Genomic DNA, 16,946 nt, shown 5'->3' on the forward strand with positions numbered 1-16,946 from the left:
GCAACAAGCCCGAGCGCGTATGTCCCCGGTCAACCTGATCGGACCGGATGGCATGGCGCGCAAGATCGACCTCGAGACACTGTGCAACCAGAAGGGCCTGCGCATCACCGACCAGCGCCGCATCATCGCGCGCGTGCTGTCGGAGGCGGAGGACCATCCCGATGTCGAGAAGGTCTATGCGCGCGCCTCGGCGATCGATCCGGGGATCTCCATCGCCACCGTGTACCGCACGGTGCGGCTGTTCGAGGAGGCGGGCATCCTCGACCGCCATGATTTCGGCGACGGCCGCGCGCGTTACGAACCCGCGCCGGAAGCGCACCACGACCATCTGATCGATGTCGAGACCGGCCGGGTGATCGAGTTCGTCGATCCGGAGCTGGAACAGCTACAAAAGGCGATCGCCGACAAGCTCGGCTTCCGCCTCGTCGACCACCGGATGGAGTTGTACGGGGTCAGCCTCGACCGGAAGGCGTGAGCGCGGCCAAGTCGTCCTACCCGCGCATCGCCGCTCGGCTGGCCGGGCTGGCCGGGCTCCTTGTGGGATGCGTGGTGCTCCATGGCGGTTGGCGGCTGCTGCGTCCTTCCTCACCGTGGCCGCGCCGCTTCCTTGCCGGCGCGGCCTGGACCTGCGGCGTCCGGACGCGGGTGCGCGGGCACCGTCCGAGCGGAAGCGCGCTCATCGTCTCCAACCATTGCGGGACGCTCGACATCCTCGTCCTGGGCGGTGCGACGGGCGCCGCTTTCGTCGCCAAGGGCGAGCTGGCGCGGGTGCCGATCGTCGGCGCGATGTGCCGCGCCAACGGGACGCTGTTCGTCGACCGGACCGACCGCCGCGCGATCCACGAGCAGGTGGCGCGGCTTCGGGAGGCTTTGGCGCATGGTCCCGTCGTGGTGTTTCCCGAGGGCACGACCAGCGACGGCGCGACCCTGCTTCCCTTCAAGCCAGCCCTGCTCGCCGCGCTGGACCCGCCGCCGCCCGGCGTCGTCCTGCAGCCCGTGTTCCTCGATTACGGCTCCGCCGCGCCCGAGATCGCCTGGGCCGAAGCGGCCGGGGAGAACGGCCTCACGAACGCGCTGCGCATCCTGGGCCGGCGCGGAACCATCCCGGTCGTGATCGACTATCTGGAACCGTTCGACCCCGCCAAGGTCGGCGACCGCAAGGCCGTGGCCGCCGAGGCCCGCCGCCGCATCACCGCCGCGATGGCCGCGGCGGGGTCGCGCATACGGGTCGCGTGAGCAGTCGCAGGGCGGAAACGGTCGCGTCGTCGGCGAAGAAGATCCGAATTCGGAAACATAGCGGCTCAGAATCTTCCCATGGTCTCGTCAGGATGTGCGGCGCGGCGGCGGTTATCCACTTCCCACACCCCGGCACTTCGGTCGGGGGCAGGAAGAAAGGGAAACGTACCATGTCCATGCGCACCATCATCACGACGAGCGTCGCCGGTTTCTTGGCCGGACTTGCGGCATTCGCCGCGGCCTCGCCCGCCAGCGCCGAGGCGCCGACGTTGCGCCTGCGCTATCAATTCGCCGAGCTCCGCACGGACGCAGGTGCCGCGGCCGTGTTCGAGCGCATCCGGCGCGGGGCGGTTCGCGCCTGTTACGACGGTGCCTCGATCCAGCACCATGCGACGGCGCGCCGCTGCCGCAAGGAGTTGACCGATCTGATGGTTACCAAGCTGGCGCACCCGCGCATCGCCGGGATCCATGCCGCCGCCGGTCCCGTGCGGATCGCGGCCCGGTAGCGCCGCTCGGACCGACGGCAGCGGCGGGCGGGAGGCGGCGGGCGGGAGGCGGCGGGGACCAGGGTGACCCGCGCCTCCCGTTCGGCTAGGAGCCGTGCACATGACGGCACCCCCGAAATCCTTCCATGTCAAATCGTTCGGCTGCCAGATGAACGTCTATGACGGCGAGCGCATGGGCGAGCTTATGGCCGCGCAGGGGCTCGTTCCGGTCGGGGCGGATGCGGCCGAGCTGGTGATCCTGAACACCTGCCACATCCGTGAGCGGGCGACGGAGAAGGTCTATTCGGACATCGGTCGGTTGCGCAAGGCGGCGGGCAAGCAGGGCCGCCGGCCGATGATCGCGGTGGCGGGCTGCGTGGCGCAGGCCGAAGGCGAGGAGATCGTGCGCCGCGCCAAGGTGGACGTGGTGGTCGGGCCGCAATCCTATCACAATTTGCCGGGCCTGGTCGCGCGCGCGGCGGCGGGCGGGGCGGCGGTCGACACCGACATGCCGCTCGCGAGCAAGTTCGGGGCGCTCCCCGCTCGGCGGAAGGTCGGGCCGTCGGCGTTCCTGACGGTGCAGGAGGGGTGCGACAAGTTCTGCACCTATTGCGTGGTGCCCTACACGCGCGGCGCGGAGGTCTCGCGGCCCTGGCGCCAAGTGATGGACGAGGCGCGCTCGCTGGTCGACGCGGGCGCGCGCGAGATCACGCTGCTCGGGCAGAACGTCAACGCCTGGACGGGCGAGGACGAGGCGGGGCGCGTCCGGGGGCTGGACGGACTGATCCGCGCGCTCGACCGCCTGCCGGGGCTGGCGCGCATCCGCTACACCACGAGTCACCCGAACGACATGACACAGGGACTGATCGACGCTCACCGCGACGTGGAAAAGCTGATGCCGTTCCTGCACCTGCCCGTGCAGGCGGGGTCCGACCGGGTGCTGCGCGCGATGAACCGGAGCCACGATCGCTCATCCTATCTGCGCCTGCTCGACCGCGTGCGCGCCGTGCGACCCGACATTGCGCTGTCGGGCGACTTCATCGTCGGCTTCCCGGGCGAGACCGAGGCCGAGTTCGCCGAGACGCTGAGCCTCGTCAATACGGTCGGCTATGCCCAGGCCTTCTCCTTCAAATACAGCCCGCGCCCCGGCACGCCCGCCGCCGCCATGGTCGACCAAGTCGCCCCCGAGGCGATGGACGAGCGGCTCCAGCTGTTGCAGGCCGCGTTGAACCGCGACCAGCACGCCTTCAATCTCGGCACGGTCGGCCAAGTATGCGACGTGCTCGTCGAACGGCGCGGCAAGCTCCCCGGGCAAATGCTCGGCAAGTCGCCGTGGCTGCAATCGGTCCACCTGCTGACGAGCGCGGGCGTCGGCGACCTGGTCGAGGTCGCGCTGACCGCGGCGGGGCCGAACTCGCTGACCGGCGGACCGCCGAACTCCCTTGGCGCGCTCGCAGCCGAGTGAGCGCCCGCATCTTTTCCGCTTGCCCGTGCGTCCCCATTTCGATGACGATGAGCGTGGCAACCCAAGGAGTCGCATGAGTCGCAAACCCGTTCCGGCGCAGGCCGGCGACCGTTCCCGCGTCGAGCTGGTGTTCGACAAGCCGCAGACGCTTGCGGCTCTCTTTGGCCAGTACGACCAGAATCTCGTGGCGCTGGAGAACCGGCTGGGGGTGTACATCACCGCGCGCGGCAACCGCGTCCAGCTGGAGGGGTCGGCCGAGCAGGTGGCGCTCGCGCGTGACGTGCTCCACGACCTCCGGGCGCGGATCGGGCGCGGCGAGGAGGTCGATACCGGACTGGTCGACGCGTCGATCGCGATGGCGGCCGAGCCGGTGCTCGACGGCATCGTCCGCGCCGAGATCGGCACGCCGCGCGTGGCCGGCATCAGCATCCGCACGCGCAAGAAGACCATCCTGCCGCGCACGCCCGCGCAGGCCGCATACATGCAGGCGCTAAACTCCAACGACATGATCTTCGCGCTCGGGCCGGCGGGTACGGGCAAGACCTATGTCGCGGTCGCGCAGGCCGTGGCGCAGCTCATCACCGGATCGGTCCAGCGGCTGATCCTGTCGCGCCCGGCGGTCGAGGCGGGCGAGCGGCTCGGCTTCCTGCCCGGCGACATGAAGGAAAAGGTCGATCCGTATCTGCGGCCGCTCTACGACGCGCTCTACGACTGCCTGCCCGCCGAGCAGGTCGAACGACGGATCGCGAGCGGGGAGATCGAGGTCGCGCCGATTGCCTTCATGCGCGGGCGGACGCTGGCGGACGCGTTCGTGATCCTGGACGAGGCGCAGAACACGACGGTGGCGCAGATGAAGATGTTCCTTACCCGCTTCGGCCAGAACAGCCGCATGGTGGTGTGCGGCGATCCCAACCAGGTCGACATCCCCGGCGGCGCGTCCGCATCGGGGCTGGCGGACGCGGTCCGGCGGCTGGAGGGACTGGAGGGGATCGCCATGGCGCGCTTCACCTCGGGCGACGTGGTGCGCCACCCGATTGTCGGGCGGATCGTGGAGGCGTACGAAGGCGGCGAGGCGGGCGCGGGCGCTTGATGGGCGGTATATCCCGGACTAGATAGTGGGATATAAGGAAGCTGGCATGGCGTCGCTCTACATCAAGAAACCGGAAACCGCCGACCTCGCGCGCGAGGTGGCGGAGCTGCTCGGCACCAGCAAGACGGAGGCGGTCCATGATGCGCTCCTGCGCCGCAAACTCGAGCTGTCGGGTCGCAGCCGCGCCGACGAACTCCGAGCCAAGCTCGACGCCTGGCGCGCCGCCAACCCGCTGCCACCGTTGACGGGGCGGGTATCAGACAAGGCGTTCTTCGACGAGATGTGGGGCGAGGACCGGGATTGACGCTGTTCGTAGACGCTTCGGCGCTCGTGGCGATCATCGCCGAGGAGGAAGACCGCGACGACCTGCTCGACCGTCTCGCGCGCGAGCGGGAGGTGCTCTGGTCCGCGATGAGTTGCTGGGAGACCGTCTCCGGCCTGCGCCATTCCCGCAAGTTCGATGCTCCCGTCGCGCGGCGGGAGGCGGAGCAAGCCGCGCGCGACTTGGAATTGCGGTTGGTGCCGGTCGGAGCAGCGGAACTGCGGGTCGCCCTTGACGCTTACGAACGGTACGGGAAGGGTTCGGGTCACTCGGCCAAGCTAAACATGGGCGACTGTTTCGCCTATGCCTGCGCCAAGGCGAACAACGCGCGCCTGCTCTACAAGGGCGACGATTTCACCCATACGGATTTGGCATGATCGAGATCGCCCTCTCCCGCGAGGACTCTTGGCCTGAAGGCGAGTGGGACGCATTGGCGGAACGCGCCGCGCGCGCTGCGGTGGAGCGGACACCGTATAGCGGGCTGCTCGCCTCTGCGGCTATGGTTGAGCTGTCGGTGCGGCTGACCTCGGACGAAGAGGTCCACCAGCTCAACCGGCAGTACCGGGGCAAGGACAAGCCGACCAACGTGCTGTCGTTTCCGATGATCCAGCCCGACCTGATCGAAAGCGTCTCCGCCAATTCGGACGACGGCGAGGTGCTGCTCGGCGATATCGTTCTCGCACACGGCGTATGCGCGGCGGAGGCGGCGGAGCGCGGGATCGCGGTCGCCGATCACGCGGCGCATCTGATGGTGCATGGCGTCCTGCATCTGCTCGGCTATGATCACGCGGGCGACCAGGAGGGCGACGCGATGGAACGGATCGAACGCGATGCGTTGTCGGCGCTCGGCCTGCACGACCCCTACCCCGTAAACGAGGACTGACCACCGACCATGGCCGAGGGCCCCAACACCGCCGAACCCGATAGTATCTGGGGCGGCCTGAGACGCGCGATCTTCGGCGAACAATCGGAGGACAAACTTCGCGACCAGCTGGAGGAGGCGATCGACCGGCATGAGGACGATCCCACTCCCGACGCGGCGGGCGACCTGTCGCCGCTGGAGCGGCAGATGGTCCGGAACCTCCTCCATTTCGGCGAGCGCGACGCGGGCGACGTCGGGGTGCCGCGCGCGGACATCATCGCGGTCGAAGAGAACACGTCCTTCGGCGAGCTGGTGCGCATCTTCGCGGAGGCCGGGCACAGCCGCCTGCCCGTCTACCGGGGCAAGCTCGACCACATCGTCGGCATGATCCACATCAAGGACGTGTTCGCGATCCTGGCGACGGGCAAGGCCAAGCCGCCGACGCTCACCGGGCTGATCCGCGAGCCGCTGTTCGTCCCCATGTCGCGCGGCGCGCTCGATCTGCTCGCCGACATGCGGCAGAAGCGCGTGCATCTGGCGGTCGTGCTCGACGAATATTCGGGCACGGAGGGCCTCGTCACGATCGAGGACCTGATCGAGGAGATCACCGGCGAGATCGAGGACGAACACGACGAAGCCCCGCAGGCGCTGATCGTGCCGCTCCCCGGCGGCGCTTGGGAAGCGGACGCGCGCGCCGAGCTGGAGGACGCGGCCGCGCTGATCGACCCGCGGCTGGGCGAGGCGGAGGAGGATGTCGATACGCTGGGCGGGCTCGCCGCGGTGCTCGCGGGGCGGGTGCCGATGGTCGGCGAGCATGTCGATCACCCGTCAGGCTGGCGGCTGGAGATCGTCGAGGCGGACGAGCGGCGGATCAATCGTCTGCGCCTGCACCCGCCGCGGCCCGAGCCCGAGGACCCCGAGGAATGACAGGCTGATCGAGCCGTTCGCTAAAGGCGATCAGATTAAATCATTCGCTGGATTTGTGGTGCCGACCTATATCGGTGCCAGCACCGGCGAGATGGAGTTTTGAATATGGACGCGATCACCAAGGGCAGCCCGCTCAACGATCCGGGGAAGCAGCCCGCCGCGATGCGGACGCTGCTCGGCCGCACGAACAAGGATTGGTGGCCGAACCATCTGTCGGTCGACATCCTGCATCAGCGCGGCGTGTCCCCCGATCCGATGGGCGACGATTTCAGCTATGCCAAGGCGTTCCTCGAACTCGACTACGCCGCCGTGAAGCGCGACCTGACCGCGCTCATGACCGACAGCAAGGCCTGGTGGCCGGCCGACTACGGGCATTACGGCCCGTTCTTCATCCGCCTAGCGTGGCATGCGGCGGGCACCTACCGCACGGGCGACGGACGCGGAGGCTCGTCCTCGGGCCAGCAGCGTTTCGCGCCGCTCAATTCATGGCCGGACAACGGCAATCTCGACAAGGGCCGCCGCCTCCTGTGGCCGATCAAGCAGAAGTACGGCTCCAAGCTCTCCTGGGCCGACCTGTTCATCCTGACCGGCAACGTCGCGATCGAATCGATGGGGGGACCGACCTTCGGTTTCGGCGGCGGTCGCGCAGACGTGTTCGAGCCCGAAAAGGACATCTATTGGGGCACCGAGGAGGAGTGGCTCGGCCAGACGCGCATCGACGAGGAGGCGGGTCTCGCGCTCGAAAACCCGCTCGCCGCGATCCAGCACGGCCTGATCTACGTCAATCCGGAAGGTCCCGGCGGCTGCCCCAACCCGGCGGGCTCGGCGCGCGACATGCGCGAGACCTTCGCGCGGATGGGGATGAACGACATCGAGACCGCGGCCCTGACGGCGGGCGGCCACACCTTCGGCAAGGCGCACGGCGCGGGCGATCCGAGCCATGTCGGCGTCGAGCCCGAGGGCTCCGATATCGCGGCTCAGGGACTGGGCTGGGCGTCGACGCATGAGACCGGGCACGGCGACCACACCATCACGTCGGGCCTCGAAGGTTCGTGGACGCCGACGCCGATCGAGTGGGACATGACCTATTTCGACATGCTGCTCGACCACGAGTACGAGCTGGTCAAGAGCCCGGCGGGTTCGCACCAGTATCAGCCGGTCGGCAACCCGGCCGAGACGCTGGCACCCGCCGCGCACTCGCCCGACCGGCGCGTGCCGACGATGATGTCGTCCGCCGATATGGCGCTGAAGGTCGACCCGGCCTACCGCGCGGTCATCGAGCGGTTCCGGGCCGACCCCGAATATTTCGCCGACCAGTGGGCGCGCGCCTGGTTCAAGCTGTGCCACCGCGACATGGGGCCCCGGGCTCGCTATCTCGGACCCGAGGTGCCCGCGGAGGACCTGATCTGGCAGGACCCGATCCCCAAGGCGGACTATAAGCCGATCGACGAGAACGATGTCGCCGGCCTTCGCCTCGCCATCAACGATTCGGGTCTGTCGGTCGCCGAGCTCGTCGGCACCGCCTGGGCGTCGGCGTCGACCTATCGCCAGTCGGATCACCGTGGCGGTGCCAATGGCGGGCGCATCCGCCTGGAGCCGCAGCGGAGCTGGGAGGTCAACCAGCCTGAGCGGCTTCACCGCGTTCTTCAGGTCTATGAGGGCATCAAGGCGAAGTTCGACGGGAGCCGCGAGGACGGCAAGAAGGTGTCGATCGCCGATCTGATCGTGCTGGGCGGATCGGTCGGCGTCGAGCGCGCGGCCGCCGCCGCGGGCCATGCGGTCGAAGCGCCGTTCACGCCCGGCCGCACCGACGCAAGCGCGGAGCAGACCGATGCCGAGAGCTTCGACGTGCTGGAGCCCAAGGCGGATGCGTTCCGCAACTACCTCCAGGTCAAGTTCAGCGTCCCGACCGAAGAGCTGATGGTCGACCGCTCGCAACTGCTCGGTCTCGCCGCGCCGGAGATGGCGGTGCTGGTCGGAGGCCTGCGCGTCCTCGGCCTCAACCATCCCAAGGCGGAGAAGCACGGCGTCTTCACCGACCGGGTGGGCACGCTGACCAACGACTTTTTCGTGAACCTGCTCGATATGGGCACCGCGTGGAAGCAGGTCAGCGACGAGAGTGACGAGGAGTTCGTCGGCACCGACCGCGACACGCACGAACAGCGCTGGACCGCGTCGCGCACCGACCTGGTGTTCGGCTCCAACTCGCAGCTTCGCGCATTGGCCGAGGTGTACGCCTGCGCCGACGCCGGGCAGAAGTTCGTCCGCGACTTCGTGAAGGCGTGGACGAAGGTGATGGAGGCCGACCGCTTCGACCTGAGCTACGGCGTCGATACCGCGGGCGACACGGACCGCGTTGTAACTGTCTGACGCGAGGCTGACCGGACGAGAGGCAGGCCGTCGGTGGCGACACCGGCGGCCTTTTCTCATCTCGTTGTCCTCCCCCGGAGGGGGAGGGGGGACCGTTCGCCTGCTTGGGCGAATGGTGGAGGGGTAGCTCTCGACGAGGCCAGGCCAGCGTACGCGGAGAGCTACCCCTCTGTCACGCCTTCGGCGTGCCACCTCCCCGTCCCGGGGGAGGATTGTGTGCGCCTCACTCCCCGCCTACCTTCCCTTCATGCTCCGCCCCATCCTGATCGTTCTCGGCCTCCTTGCGCTCGCCGCGGGGGCCGTCTTCACCTGGCTTGCCTGGCCCGACCAGGCCAAGCTCCCGCTCGAGGCGGTCGAGGGCGCTCGGCCCACCATCTCCGCGCCGCGCGTCCAGACGCTGCCCACCGTGAAGATCGCGGAAGTCGTCGGCTGGACCGGCGGGCGTCCCACCCCCGCCGCCGGGCTCGCGGTCCAGCCCTTCGCGAGCGGGCTCGACCATCCGCGCTGGCTGTACCGGCTGCCCAACGGCGACGTGCTGGTCGCCGAGACCAACTCGCCGCCCCGGCCCAAGAAGGGCGTGACCGACATCGTGATGGGCTGGCTGCTCGGCCGTGCGGGGGCGGGCGTACCCTCGGCCAACCGCATAACCCTGCTCCGCGACGCGGACGGCGACGGCGTGGCGGAGGTGAAGACGCCGTTCATGACCGGGCTCAACTCGCCATTCGGCATGGCGCTGCTCAAAGGGCAGCTATATGTCGGCAATACCGACGCGCTCGTCCGCGTGCCCTATATCGATGGCCAGACGCGGATCACCGCCCGGCCCGAACTGGTCGCCAAGCTCAACGGGGCGGGCAACCACTGGTCGCGCGGCGTCATCGTCGCTCCCGACGGCGAGACGTTGCTCGTCTCCGTCGGTTCGGCGTCGAACATTGCCGAGAAGGGTTTGGAGGTCGAGAAGTACCGTGCCAACATCTTGGAGGTTCGCCCTGACAAGACGTGGCGCGTCTATGCGGCGGGCCTGCGCAATCCCGTCGGCATGGCGATCAATCCCGTCACCAAGCAGCCCTGGACCGTCGTCAACGAGCGCGACATGCTCGGCTCCGACCTCGCGCCCGATTACCTGACGCAGGTCGAGTTCGGCGACCATTTCGGCTGGCCGTGGTTCTATTGGGGCGGCTATCCCGACCGCCGCGTCGAGCCGGGCAACGCGCCACTCCAGCAATATTCCAAGCGCCCCGATTATGCCATGGGGCCGCACGTCGCGGCGTTGGGGCTGACCTTCACCGACGGACTGAGGCTCGGCGACCGCTTCGCGAACGGCGCCATTGTCGGCGAGCATGGGTCGTGGAACCGGAAGCCGGTGTCGGGGTACAAGGTCGTGTACGTCCCCTTCGGCGCGAACGGCTTTCCCATTCCAGGGGCCAAGCCCGTCGATCTGCTCGCGGGTTTCCTGGACGGCGAGGGGAAGGCGCGCGGGCGCCCGGTGGGCGTCATCGCCGATCGTGCGGGGGCGTTGCTAGTGGCGGACGATGTGGGGAACGTGGTGTGGAGAGTCGCTCCTGCCCTAGCGGTCGCCGCGCGGTAGGTGGATGAGAGCTCCCGGCATTCGCCAAGAACGCGGTCCAGGATCATTCGAGTAGTTTGGGCCCGTTAGCCTTGAGCGCCGCCTGTATCTGTCCCGCGAACATCGCGAGCATTGCCGGCAGCTCCAACCGCGCGTGGACGAGCGTTTCCTCGACATCCAGCCGCGCGGCGACACGTTGCCCCATCGCCTCGACCGTGAAGACCAGCGTGTCGCCCTCCCAAGCATGGCGACTCACCTGCCCGCCCGGGATCCAGCCCGCGAGCTTGCCGAAGCCGCGCTCGATGCGGCGGCGCGCCTCCGCCTGGCCGAGCTTGTGCGGCAGGTCGACTTCGACGGGAGCGGTCATGCGGTCACCTTGTCGGAGACGAGGGGGGCAGGGGTAGAGTGTCCGGGGGCAAGCTCGGTGGCGAAGATCTGGGCATCGTCGGCGAACGCCTTGAATTCGAGCGCATTGCCGCTGGGGTCGCGGAAGAACATCGTCGCCTGCTCGCCCGCCTGGCCGGGAAAGCGGACGTGCGGCTCGATCCCGAACGGGACACCCGCCGCCGCGACCCGTTCGGCCAGCGAGCGCCAGTCCTCCATCGTCAGCACCACGCCGAAATGCGGTACCGGCACGTCGTGTCCGTCGACCGCGTTCGAGATTTGGGCGGGCTTGGCCGCCGGATCGAGATGCGCGACGATCTGATGGCCGAACAGGTCGAAGTCGATCCAGCGATCGCTCGACCGCCCCTCTCGGCAGCCGAGCACGCCCGCGTAGAAGCGGCGCGCGGCGTCGAGGTCGTGGACCGGAAAGGCGAGGTGGAACGGTCGAAGCGTCATGGGGACGATCATATCACCTTCGCGCGGGCCGGGGGAGACCGAACCGCCCGATGCGCGTTGAGGAACCATGGCCAAGTCAGCGACCGATATCATGGGCGAGATAGTCGCCGCCGCCGCGATCGACACCGTCGTCGCCTTCAAGACCGCTTCCAGAGGCGTGCCCAACGCACTGTTGCGTGATCTGGGCGCCGTGCACCTGAACACCACGCTCGACGACCTTCCCGTCGAGGTTCGCGCCGCGGTTACCGCGGGCGTCCGCGCCGCCTTCACGCGGCTACAGAAGGAGGGGTACGTCATCGCTCCGGCCGGTGGAGCCTCGCCCACGCCGAGCGCCCCGCTTCGCCCGCGCCCGACTTCCCGCGCGCCCGCCAAGCCGCCCGTCATCGAGACCAAGCGTCGACCGCCGTCCCCACGCGACGGCGGCAAAGGCCCGCCCAAAACCCGGTGAACGTCCGGGATTGTTCCCGCCGCCACTCCGCAGCATAGCGCCGCGCGTGTTCAGCCGTCCCGTTCTCCTTTCGCTCGTCCTAGGCGCGGTCGCGGCGTGCGGGTTCGCGCCGCTCGAACTCTGGCCGCTCACGCTGCTGGCGGTCGCGGGCTGGGCGTGGCTCGTCCACCAAGCGGGTTCGCTACGCCAAGCCCTGTGGCTCGGTTATGCATTCGGGGTCGGGCATTTCACCGTCAACGACAACTGGTTCCAGCACGCCTTCGACTTCCAGGACGCGATGCCGCCCGTGCTGGGCTATTTCGCGGCCGTGGCGCTGGCGCTTTATCTCGCGGTCTATCCGACGATCGCCGCGGGAATCGCCTGGCGGTTCCGCGGACGCGCGCCGGATGCCGCGTACGCGCTCGCCTTCGGGGCTGCGTGGATCGCGACCGAGTGGCTGCGCGCCGTCCTGTTCACCGGGTACGCCTGGGACCCGCTCGGGGTGGTATGGGTACCGGTGATGGGCGTCGCGCGGTTGTCGGCGTTCGTCGGCACCTATGCGCTGTCGGGGCTGACCGTGGTCGCGGCCGTGAGCCTGCTGTTACTCCTGTGGCGGAGCTGGACGTTCCCGGCGATCGCCGGTGCGGGGTTGGCGCTGGCGGCCCTCTCCGCCCCCCTCACCCGCGCGCCCGATGCCGCGCCCGGTTCGCCCCTGGTCCGCATCGTGCAGCCCGATATCGGCCAGGAGGAGCGTGGCCCCGACGACGGCGAGCGTGTGTTGCGCGCGCTGCTGGCGCGCTCCGGCGAGCCCGGGCCCGTGCCCCGCCTGGTCGTCTGGCCCGAGGGCGTCGTGCGCGATTATCTGGAGGACGGCTATCCCGGCTATATCTATTACGGTCGCCCAGCCCCGCTGATCCGTCGTCGGATCGCCAGCGTGCTTGGTCCGAGCGACCTGGTGGTGACGGGCGGGACCGCGCTCAGCTTCGACCGGAACGACGACATCGCCGCGGCCGCCAACTCGGTGTTCGCGGTCGACGCGGCCGGGCGCCTGCGCGGACGCTACGATAAGGCGCACCTCGTGCCCTACGGCGAGTACCTGCCGATGAAGGCGCTGCTCGAGCCGCTCGGGCTCAGGCGGCTGGTGCCGGGCGACTTCGATTTCTCGCCCGGTCCCGGCCCGCGCAATCTTCCGCTGCCCGGTTTCGGCGCGGTCGGCATGCAGCTCTGTTACGAGATCGTCTTTTCCGGCGAGGTGGTCGATCCGGCGAACCGGCCGCGTTTCCTGTTCAATCCCTCCAACGACGCGTGGTTCGGCCGCTGGGGGCCGCCGCAACATCTCGCGCAGGCGCGGATGCGCGCGGTGGAGGAAGGACTACCGATCGTCCGCGCGACGCCGACGGGCATCTCCGCGGTGATCGCGGCCGATGGCCGGCTGCTGGCCACGATCCCGCACGAGACGGCGGGCGCGGTCGAGCTGCCCATCCCCCCCGCCCTCCCCCCCACGCTCTTCTCGCGCTTCGGCAATCTGCTCGCTGCGCTGGTCGCGGCGCCGCTGCTCGGGCTGGCCGTTGCCATTCGGCGTCGCGCTCGCTAACGGACATATAAAGCTTTCTTTATATGACGAGGGTTCCCGACCGTATGCGCACGTCCTTCACCTTCACGTCCGAGTCCGTGTCCGAGGGCCATCCCGACAAGGTCGCCGACCAGATCTCGGACGCGGTGGTCGACCTGTTCCTGTCCAAGGACAGCCAAGCGCGCGTCGCATGCGAGACGATGTGCACGACCAACATGGTCGTGCTGGCGGGCGAGATCCGTGGGCGCGGGGTGTATGAGCGCGGCGAATGGGCGCCGGGTGTGATGGACGAAATCGAGGCGGCCGTGCGCGCTACGGTCAAGCGCATCGGCTACGAGCAGTCGGGTTTTCATTGGGAAACGTTCAGCTTCTCCAACAACCTCCATGGCCAATCCGCCGAGATCGCGATGGGCGTGGACGAGAGCGGGAACAAGGACGAGGGCGCGGGCGACCAGGGCATCATGTTCGGTTACGCCAGCGACGAGACGCCGGGCCTGATGCCCGCGACCCTGTATTACAGCCACAAGATCCTGGAGCGAATGGCGGCCGACCGGCATTCGGGTGCGGCCCCGTTCCTCGAGCCGGACGCCAAAAGCCAGGTCTCGCTCCGGTATGAGAACGGCGTTCCCGTCGCGGCGACCGCGCTCGTCGTATCGACCCAGCATAAGGCTGGCTACTGCGAGAAAGGAGACAATGCCGATCCGGCTCGCTACGCCGAGCTCCGCAGCTATGTCGAGGGCGTGCTCCGCGACGTGCTCCCGAACGGCTTCATTACGCCCGAGACGAAGGTCTACATCAACCCGACCGGCGCGTTCGAGATCGGCGGGCCGGACGGCGACGCCGGGCTGACCGGGCGCAAGATCATCGTCGACACCTACGGCGGCGCGGCCCCGCACGGCGGCGGCGCGTTCTCGGGCAAGGATCCGACCAAGGTCGACCGGTCGGCGGCCTATATCTCGCGTTATCTCGCCAAGAACGTCGTCGCCGCGGGGCTCGCCAAGCGCTGCACGATCCAGCTTTCCTACGCGATCGGCGTGGCCGAGCCGCTGTCGGTCCATGTCGACACGCACGGCACCGGGACGGTCGAGGAGGCGGTGCTCGAGCGGGTGCTGCCCCAACTGGTCCGATTGACGCCCAAGGGCATCCGCGAGCATCTGAGCCTGAACGCGCCCATCTATCAGCGCACCGCCGCATACGGCCATTTCGGGCGCGAGGCGCAGGGCGGTTATTTCACCTGGGAGCGGACCGATCTGGTCGAAACGCTGAAAACGGCGGTCGCGGGCTGACGATCCTCGGGGCCACGCAGCTTATGAACAGGTGTGGCGGCATGCCCTGCGCCTCGCGGATCCCTGGACCGGTAGCCTCATCCGCCTTTGGTCCGGTTTCCATCGCGTACTGCCGCGAGGCGTCGTCGTTACCCCCACCTAGTCGAGCCGACGGTCGATCGTCCGCCGCGTCGCATCGTGCCGTCCTTGGACCGGCTTCGGCGATCCACTCTATCAAAATTCACGATTAGCCGCTAAGCGTTTCCGATGTTCGTCGGATTGCTGCGTAGGTAGCCACCGATCGAGCCTTGCTTCAGGGGTATCGAGGCGATCAACATGACCGTTCAGTCCCGAGTCGAATTACCCGGTCTTGCGAAGATCGTACCCGGGTGGCGGATCAATTGGGCGTTGGTCCCGATCGCCGTCGGGGTACTCTCCATGGTGATCCCGACATTGCAGCGGGTTGCGAACAAATCCTGGTCGACCGAGCAGGGCGCCCACGGACCGATCGTGCTCGCCATCGCGATCTGGCTGTTCGTGCGGCGTTGGCCGGCGATCAAGCGTCACGCCCTGCTGGGCTCCCCCTGGCTCGGCGGCGGAACGCTTGTCGGCGCGTTACTCGGATACACGGCGGCGCGGATCGTCGGCAGCGAAGTGCTGGAGGCCGCGGCGTGCTACGGCGCGCTCTGCGCGACCTTGTATCTGTTCGTCGGCATGGGCGGCATCCGCCAAGCATGGTTCCCGATCCTCTATTTCCTGTTCGTGCTTCCGCCGCCGGGCAGCGTGGTGGCTGCGGCGACGCAGCCGCTTCGGCTGCAGATATCCGCCGGCGCGGTGTCGCTGCTCAGCATGCTCGGGCTACCGGTCGCGCAGACCGGGCTGGTCATCTTCATCGAGCAATATACGCTGGAGGTGAAGGCGGCGTGCGGCGGTCTCAACTCGTTGATCAGCCTGAGCGCGATCGGCCTGTTCTACGCCTATATCAGGCATAGCGGTGACGCGGCCTACATGGCGGTGATGTTCTGCGCCATCGTGGTGATGGCCGTGCTCGCCAACTTCATCCGCGTCATCCTGCTGGTGCTGATCACTTATTATTTGGGCAACGAGGCCGCACAGGGCTTCTTGCACCAGTTCGCGGGCATGGCGATGTTCGTCATCGCGCTTCTCGGCACCATGGCGTTCGACGGACTGCTCGGACGGCTTTGGCATCGCCGGAGCATCCCGGCGTGAGCAGCCGCGATCCGTCTCCGCCCGCGTCGATGAACCGCCGCGCCTTTGTCGTCGGCGGCGCGATGACGCTCACCGCGGCGGGAGCGTTCGCCGCGACGCCGCGGCGCGAGGAGCGGCGTCTGGCGCGGCGCAAGCTTGGTGAGTTGGTGCCAAGAAGCATCGGTCCCTGGAATATAACCACGCCGGTCGGCATCGTCACCGCGAGCGAGGAGAGCGAGAACAAGGACGGTTACGACCAATTGCTTACCAGGGTGTACCAGGCACCTGGTCTGCCGACGATGATGCTGCTGATCGCTTATGGCAGCACGCAAGGCGGGACGTTGCAGCTTCACCGGCCCGAGACCTGCTATCCAGGTCAGGGTTTCCGCATTAATCAATTTGAGGATGCGGACTTCCGTTTTCCCGGCGACCGCGAGGTCCATGCGCGCCGCTTTACCGCCGAACGCGACGAGCGTGTGGAAAGGCTGGTTTACTGGACGCGGATCGCCCGCGACTTCCCGCGCAACACCGCCGAGGAATACGGCGCCATCATCCACAGCGTGCTGCGGGGCGTGGTTCCGGACGGCGTACTCGTGCGCATTTCGACCGTCGGAGTCGATATCGGCAACGTGGACGCTGCGCTCGATCGTTTCGCATATTCGATGATGAACGCGACGAGTCCCGTAGGTCGCCAAGTGCTGGTAGGGCGCGCCTAGGCCGTCAAATTTGCTCGCTGCGAGCCAAGAGCGTGGTGCAGGATAGCCAGGCCGGTCGACCAATTGATTACCGGACCATATGAAGGTGTCAGGACTTAAAACCCGACGCGATCTCGACGCACCTGCGGGCAGTTGGTCCACTGATCGAAGTTCTATCGTTTGATCCAACCGGCGACTCGCGGCGTTTCAGGCCGACGCCAGCCGCTGTTGATTATGCCAAGCACAGCGCGCGCGTAGCTGATCTCCGCTCCGCGATGCCTGCGATCTCGTGGTCGCCAAGCCCCTTTAACGAAACGTGATGCTGGGGAACGGGCGTAGAACATAGTTGATAAAGGCTAACGTCGCGATGATCAGTACCACCGCGCCGACCGCATAGCCCTCGTTGCCGGCGTAATTGGCGACGGCACAGCCGACGGCGGCGACCAGATACTGCCACAGGTGATCCTCCGGCGCATCGGGGTCGACCGATCGCTGAAGAAACAACACGATCAGACCGGCGAAGATCGCCAGTGTGAGAACGTCGTAAATAGTCATCGCCGGATCTCCCGATACCTCGCCCGCTCGAACGGTGCCGCAAACGACAAGGGCGCCCCCT

At 67.9% G+C, this 16,946-nt stretch carries 19 protein-coding genes; 16 read left to right on the forward strand and 3 right to left on the reverse strand.

The genetic code is table 11. The annotated features are described in order from the left end of the window. The first annotated feature begins 52 nt into the window (after window positions 1-52). The 11 genes from ACFE7F_RS00800 to ACFE7F_RS00850 all read left to right on the forward strand — a co-directional run bounded on the left by ACFE7F_RS00800 (window position 53) and on the right by ACFE7F_RS00850 (window position 10,342). Window positions 53-475, forward strand: coding sequence for a Fur family transcriptional regulator (locus ACFE7F_RS00800; protein ID WP_375402023.1), 423 nt, complete (start codon window positions 53-55; stop codon window positions 473-475). Beyond that, window positions 472-1,236: a lysophospholipid acyltransferase family protein gene (locus ACFE7F_RS00805; RefSeq protein ID WP_375401932.1), complete on the forward strand. Its 765-nt coding sequence runs from the start codon at window positions 472-474 to the stop codon at window positions 1,234-1,236. The genes ACFE7F_RS00800 and ACFE7F_RS00805 overlap by 4 nt, the downstream gene beginning before the upstream one ends. Before the next feature lie 170 nt (window positions 1,237-1,406). Further along, window positions 1,407-1,742, forward strand: a complete 336-nt coding sequence (locus tag ACFE7F_RS00810; RefSeq protein ID WP_375401933.1) for a UrcA family protein — start codon at window positions 1,407-1,409, stop codon at window positions 1,740-1,742. A 100-nt stretch (window positions 1,743-1,842) separates the two neighbouring features. After that, on the forward strand, window positions 1,843-3,186 hold the full coding sequence (gene miaB / locus ACFE7F_RS00815; RefSeq protein WP_375401934.1) for a tRNA (N6-isopentenyl adenosine(37)-C2)-methylthiotransferase MiaB: 1,344 nt from the start codon (window positions 1,843-1,845) through the stop codon (window positions 3,184-3,186). A 73-nt stretch (window positions 3,187-3,259) separates the two neighbouring features. Further along, complete coding sequence (locus tag ACFE7F_RS00820) at window positions 3,260-4,276, forward strand: PhoH family protein (protein WP_375401935.1); 1,017 nt, start codon at window positions 3,260-3,262, stop codon at window positions 4,274-4,276. Between the two features lie 46 nt (window positions 4,277-4,322). Next, window positions 4,323-4,580, forward strand: coding sequence for a type II toxin-antitoxin system VapB family antitoxin (locus ACFE7F_RS00825; RefSeq protein ID WP_375401936.1), 258 nt, complete (start codon window positions 4,323-4,325; stop codon window positions 4,578-4,580). After that, a complete protein-coding gene (locus ACFE7F_RS00830) occupies window positions 4,577-4,975 on the forward strand; it encodes a type II toxin-antitoxin system VapC family toxin (RefSeq protein ID WP_375401937.1) in 399 nt (132 codons plus the stop codon). The genes ACFE7F_RS00825 and ACFE7F_RS00830 overlap by 4 nt, the downstream gene beginning before the upstream one ends. Further along, window positions 4,972-5,481 (forward strand): rRNA maturation RNase YbeY, encoded by a 510-nt coding sequence (gene ybeY, locus ACFE7F_RS00835; protein ID WP_375401938.1) that lies wholly within the window; start codon window positions 4,972-4,974, stop codon window positions 5,479-5,481. The genes ACFE7F_RS00830 and ybeY overlap by 4 nt, the downstream gene beginning before the upstream one ends. 9 nt (window positions 5,482-5,490) lie before the next feature. After that, complete coding sequence (locus ACFE7F_RS00840; protein ID WP_375401939.1) at window positions 5,491-6,387, forward strand: hemolysin family protein; 897 nt, start codon at window positions 5,491-5,493, stop codon at window positions 6,385-6,387. A 105-nt stretch (window positions 6,388-6,492) separates the two neighbouring features. Next, a complete protein-coding gene (gene katG / locus ACFE7F_RS00845; protein WP_375401940.1) occupies window positions 6,493-8,757 on the forward strand; it encodes a catalase/peroxidase HPI in 2,265 nt (754 codons plus the stop codon). 247 nt (window positions 8,758-9,004) lie between these two features. Next, window positions 9,005-10,342, forward strand: a complete 1,338-nt coding sequence (locus ACFE7F_RS00850; RefSeq protein ID WP_375401941.1) for a PQQ-dependent sugar dehydrogenase — start codon at window positions 9,005-9,007, stop codon at window positions 10,340-10,342. Between the two features lie 43 nt (window positions 10,343-10,385). On the opposite strand, the gene ACFE7F_RS00855 is transcribed toward ACFE7F_RS00850, so the two are convergent. Beyond that, complete coding sequence (locus ACFE7F_RS00855; RefSeq protein ID WP_375401942.1) at window positions 10,386-10,688, reverse strand: polyhydroxyalkanoic acid system family protein; 303 nt, start codon at window positions 10,686-10,688, stop codon at window positions 10,386-10,388. Then, on the reverse strand, window positions 10,685-11,161 hold the full coding sequence (locus ACFE7F_RS00860) for a VOC family protein (RefSeq protein ID WP_375402024.1): 477 nt from the start codon (window positions 11,159-11,161) through the stop codon (window positions 10,685-10,687). Before ACFE7F_RS00860 ends, ACFE7F_RS00855 begins: the two co-directional genes overlap by 4 nt. 67 nt (window positions 11,162-11,228) lie before the next feature. Between ACFE7F_RS00860 and ACFE7F_RS00865 the strand changes: the two genes are divergently transcribed. The 5 genes from ACFE7F_RS00865 to epsI all read left to right on the forward strand — a co-directional run bounded on the left by ACFE7F_RS00865 (window position 11,229) and on the right by epsI (window position 16,351). After that, window positions 11,229-11,609 (forward strand): hypothetical protein, encoded by a 381-nt coding sequence (locus ACFE7F_RS00865; RefSeq protein WP_375401943.1) that lies wholly within the window; start codon window positions 11,229-11,231, stop codon window positions 11,607-11,609. Window positions 11,610-11,655: 46 nt separating this feature from the next. Beyond that, complete coding sequence (gene lnt, locus ACFE7F_RS00870) at window positions 11,656-13,182, forward strand: apolipoprotein N-acyltransferase (protein ID WP_375401944.1); 1,527 nt, start codon at window positions 11,656-11,658, stop codon at window positions 13,180-13,182. 44 nt (window positions 13,183-13,226) lie between these two features. After that, window positions 13,227-14,447, forward strand: a complete 1,221-nt coding sequence (gene metK, locus ACFE7F_RS00875; RefSeq protein ID WP_375402025.1) for a methionine adenosyltransferase — start codon at window positions 13,227-13,229, stop codon at window positions 14,445-14,447. A gap of 315 nt (window positions 14,448-14,762) precedes the next feature. After that, window positions 14,763-15,656, forward strand: a complete 894-nt coding sequence (gene xrtV / locus ACFE7F_RS00880) for an exosortase V (protein WP_375401945.1) — start codon at window positions 14,763-14,765, stop codon at window positions 15,654-15,656. Then, entirely contained in the window at window positions 15,653-16,351 is a 699-nt protein-coding gene (gene epsI, locus ACFE7F_RS00885; RefSeq protein ID WP_375401946.1) for an exosortase-associated protein EpsI, V-type, read from the forward strand. Before xrtV ends, epsI begins: the two co-directional genes overlap by 4 nt. 285 nt (window positions 16,352-16,636) lie before the next feature. Here epsI and ACFE7F_RS00890 read toward each other — a convergent pair whose 3' ends face one another. Continuing rightward, the gene (locus ACFE7F_RS00890; RefSeq protein WP_375401947.1) at window positions 16,637-16,885 is read right to left on the reverse strand and encodes an XrtV sorting system accessory protein; all 249 of its coding nucleotides are present in this window, start codon (window positions 16,883-16,885) and stop codon (window positions 16,637-16,639) included. Window positions 16,886-16,946 lie beyond the last annotated feature (61 nt).

The organism is uncultured Sphingomonas sp. (assembly GCF_964235535.1).
Lineage (GTDB): Bacteria > Pseudomonadota > Alphaproteobacteria > Sphingomonadales > Sphingomonadaceae > Sphingomonas.

Bases quoted from the DNA above. Each gene is read 5' to 3' on its own strand.
- ACFE7F_RS00860 (WP_375402024.1), bottom strand. From the start codon at position 11,161: ATGACGCTTCGACCGTTCCACCTCGCCTTTCCGGTCCACGACCTCGAC.
- ACFE7F_RS00890 (WP_375401947.1), bottom strand. From the start codon at position 16,885: ATGACTATTTACGACGTTCTCACACTGGCGATCTTCGCCGGTCTGATC.
- miaB (WP_375401934.1), top strand. From the start codon at position 1,843: ATGACGGCACCCCCGAAATCCTTCCATGTCAAATCGTTCGGCTGCCAG.
- ACFE7F_RS00865 (WP_375401943.1), top strand. From the start codon at position 11,229: ATGGCCAAGTCAGCGACCGATATCATGGGCGAGATAGTCGCCGCCGCC.
- ACFE7F_RS00850 (WP_375401941.1), top strand. From the start codon at position 9,005: ATGCTCCGCCCCATCCTGATCGTTCTCGGCCTCCTTGCGCTCGCCGCG.
- ACFE7F_RS00855 (WP_375401942.1), bottom strand. From the start codon at position 10,688: ATGACCGCTCCCGTCGAAGTCGACCTGCCGCACAAGCTCGGCCAGGCG.
- ybeY (WP_375401938.1), top strand. From the start codon at position 4,972: ATGATCGAGATCGCCCTCTCCCGCGAGGACTCTTGGCCTGAAGGCGAG.
- metK (WP_375402025.1), top strand. From the start codon at position 13,227: ATGCGCACGTCCTTCACCTTCACGTCCGAGTCCGTGTCCGAGGGCCAT.
- xrtV (WP_375401945.1), top strand. From the start codon at position 14,763: ATGACCGTTCAGTCCCGAGTCGAATTACCCGGTCTTGCGAAGATCGTA.
- ACFE7F_RS00810 (WP_375401933.1), top strand. From the start codon at position 1,407: ATGTCCATGCGCACCATCATCACGACGAGCGTCGCCGGTTTCTTGGCC.
- ACFE7F_RS00800 (WP_375402023.1), top strand. From the start codon at position 53: ATGGCGCGCAAGATCGACCTCGAGACACTGTGCAACCAGAAGGGCCTG.
- ACFE7F_RS00820 (WP_375401935.1), top strand. From the start codon at position 3,260: ATGAGTCGCAAACCCGTTCCGGCGCAGGCCGGCGACCGTTCCCGCGTC.
- ACFE7F_RS00840 (WP_375401939.1), top strand. From the start codon at position 5,491: ATGGCCGAGGGCCCCAACACCGCCGAACCCGATAGTATCTGGGGCGGC.
- ACFE7F_RS00825 (WP_375401936.1), top strand. From the start codon at position 4,323: ATGGCGTCGCTCTACATCAAGAAACCGGAAACCGCCGACCTCGCGCGC.
- katG (WP_375401940.1), top strand. From the start codon at position 6,493: ATGGACGCGATCACCAAGGGCAGCCCGCTCAACGATCCGGGGAAGCAG.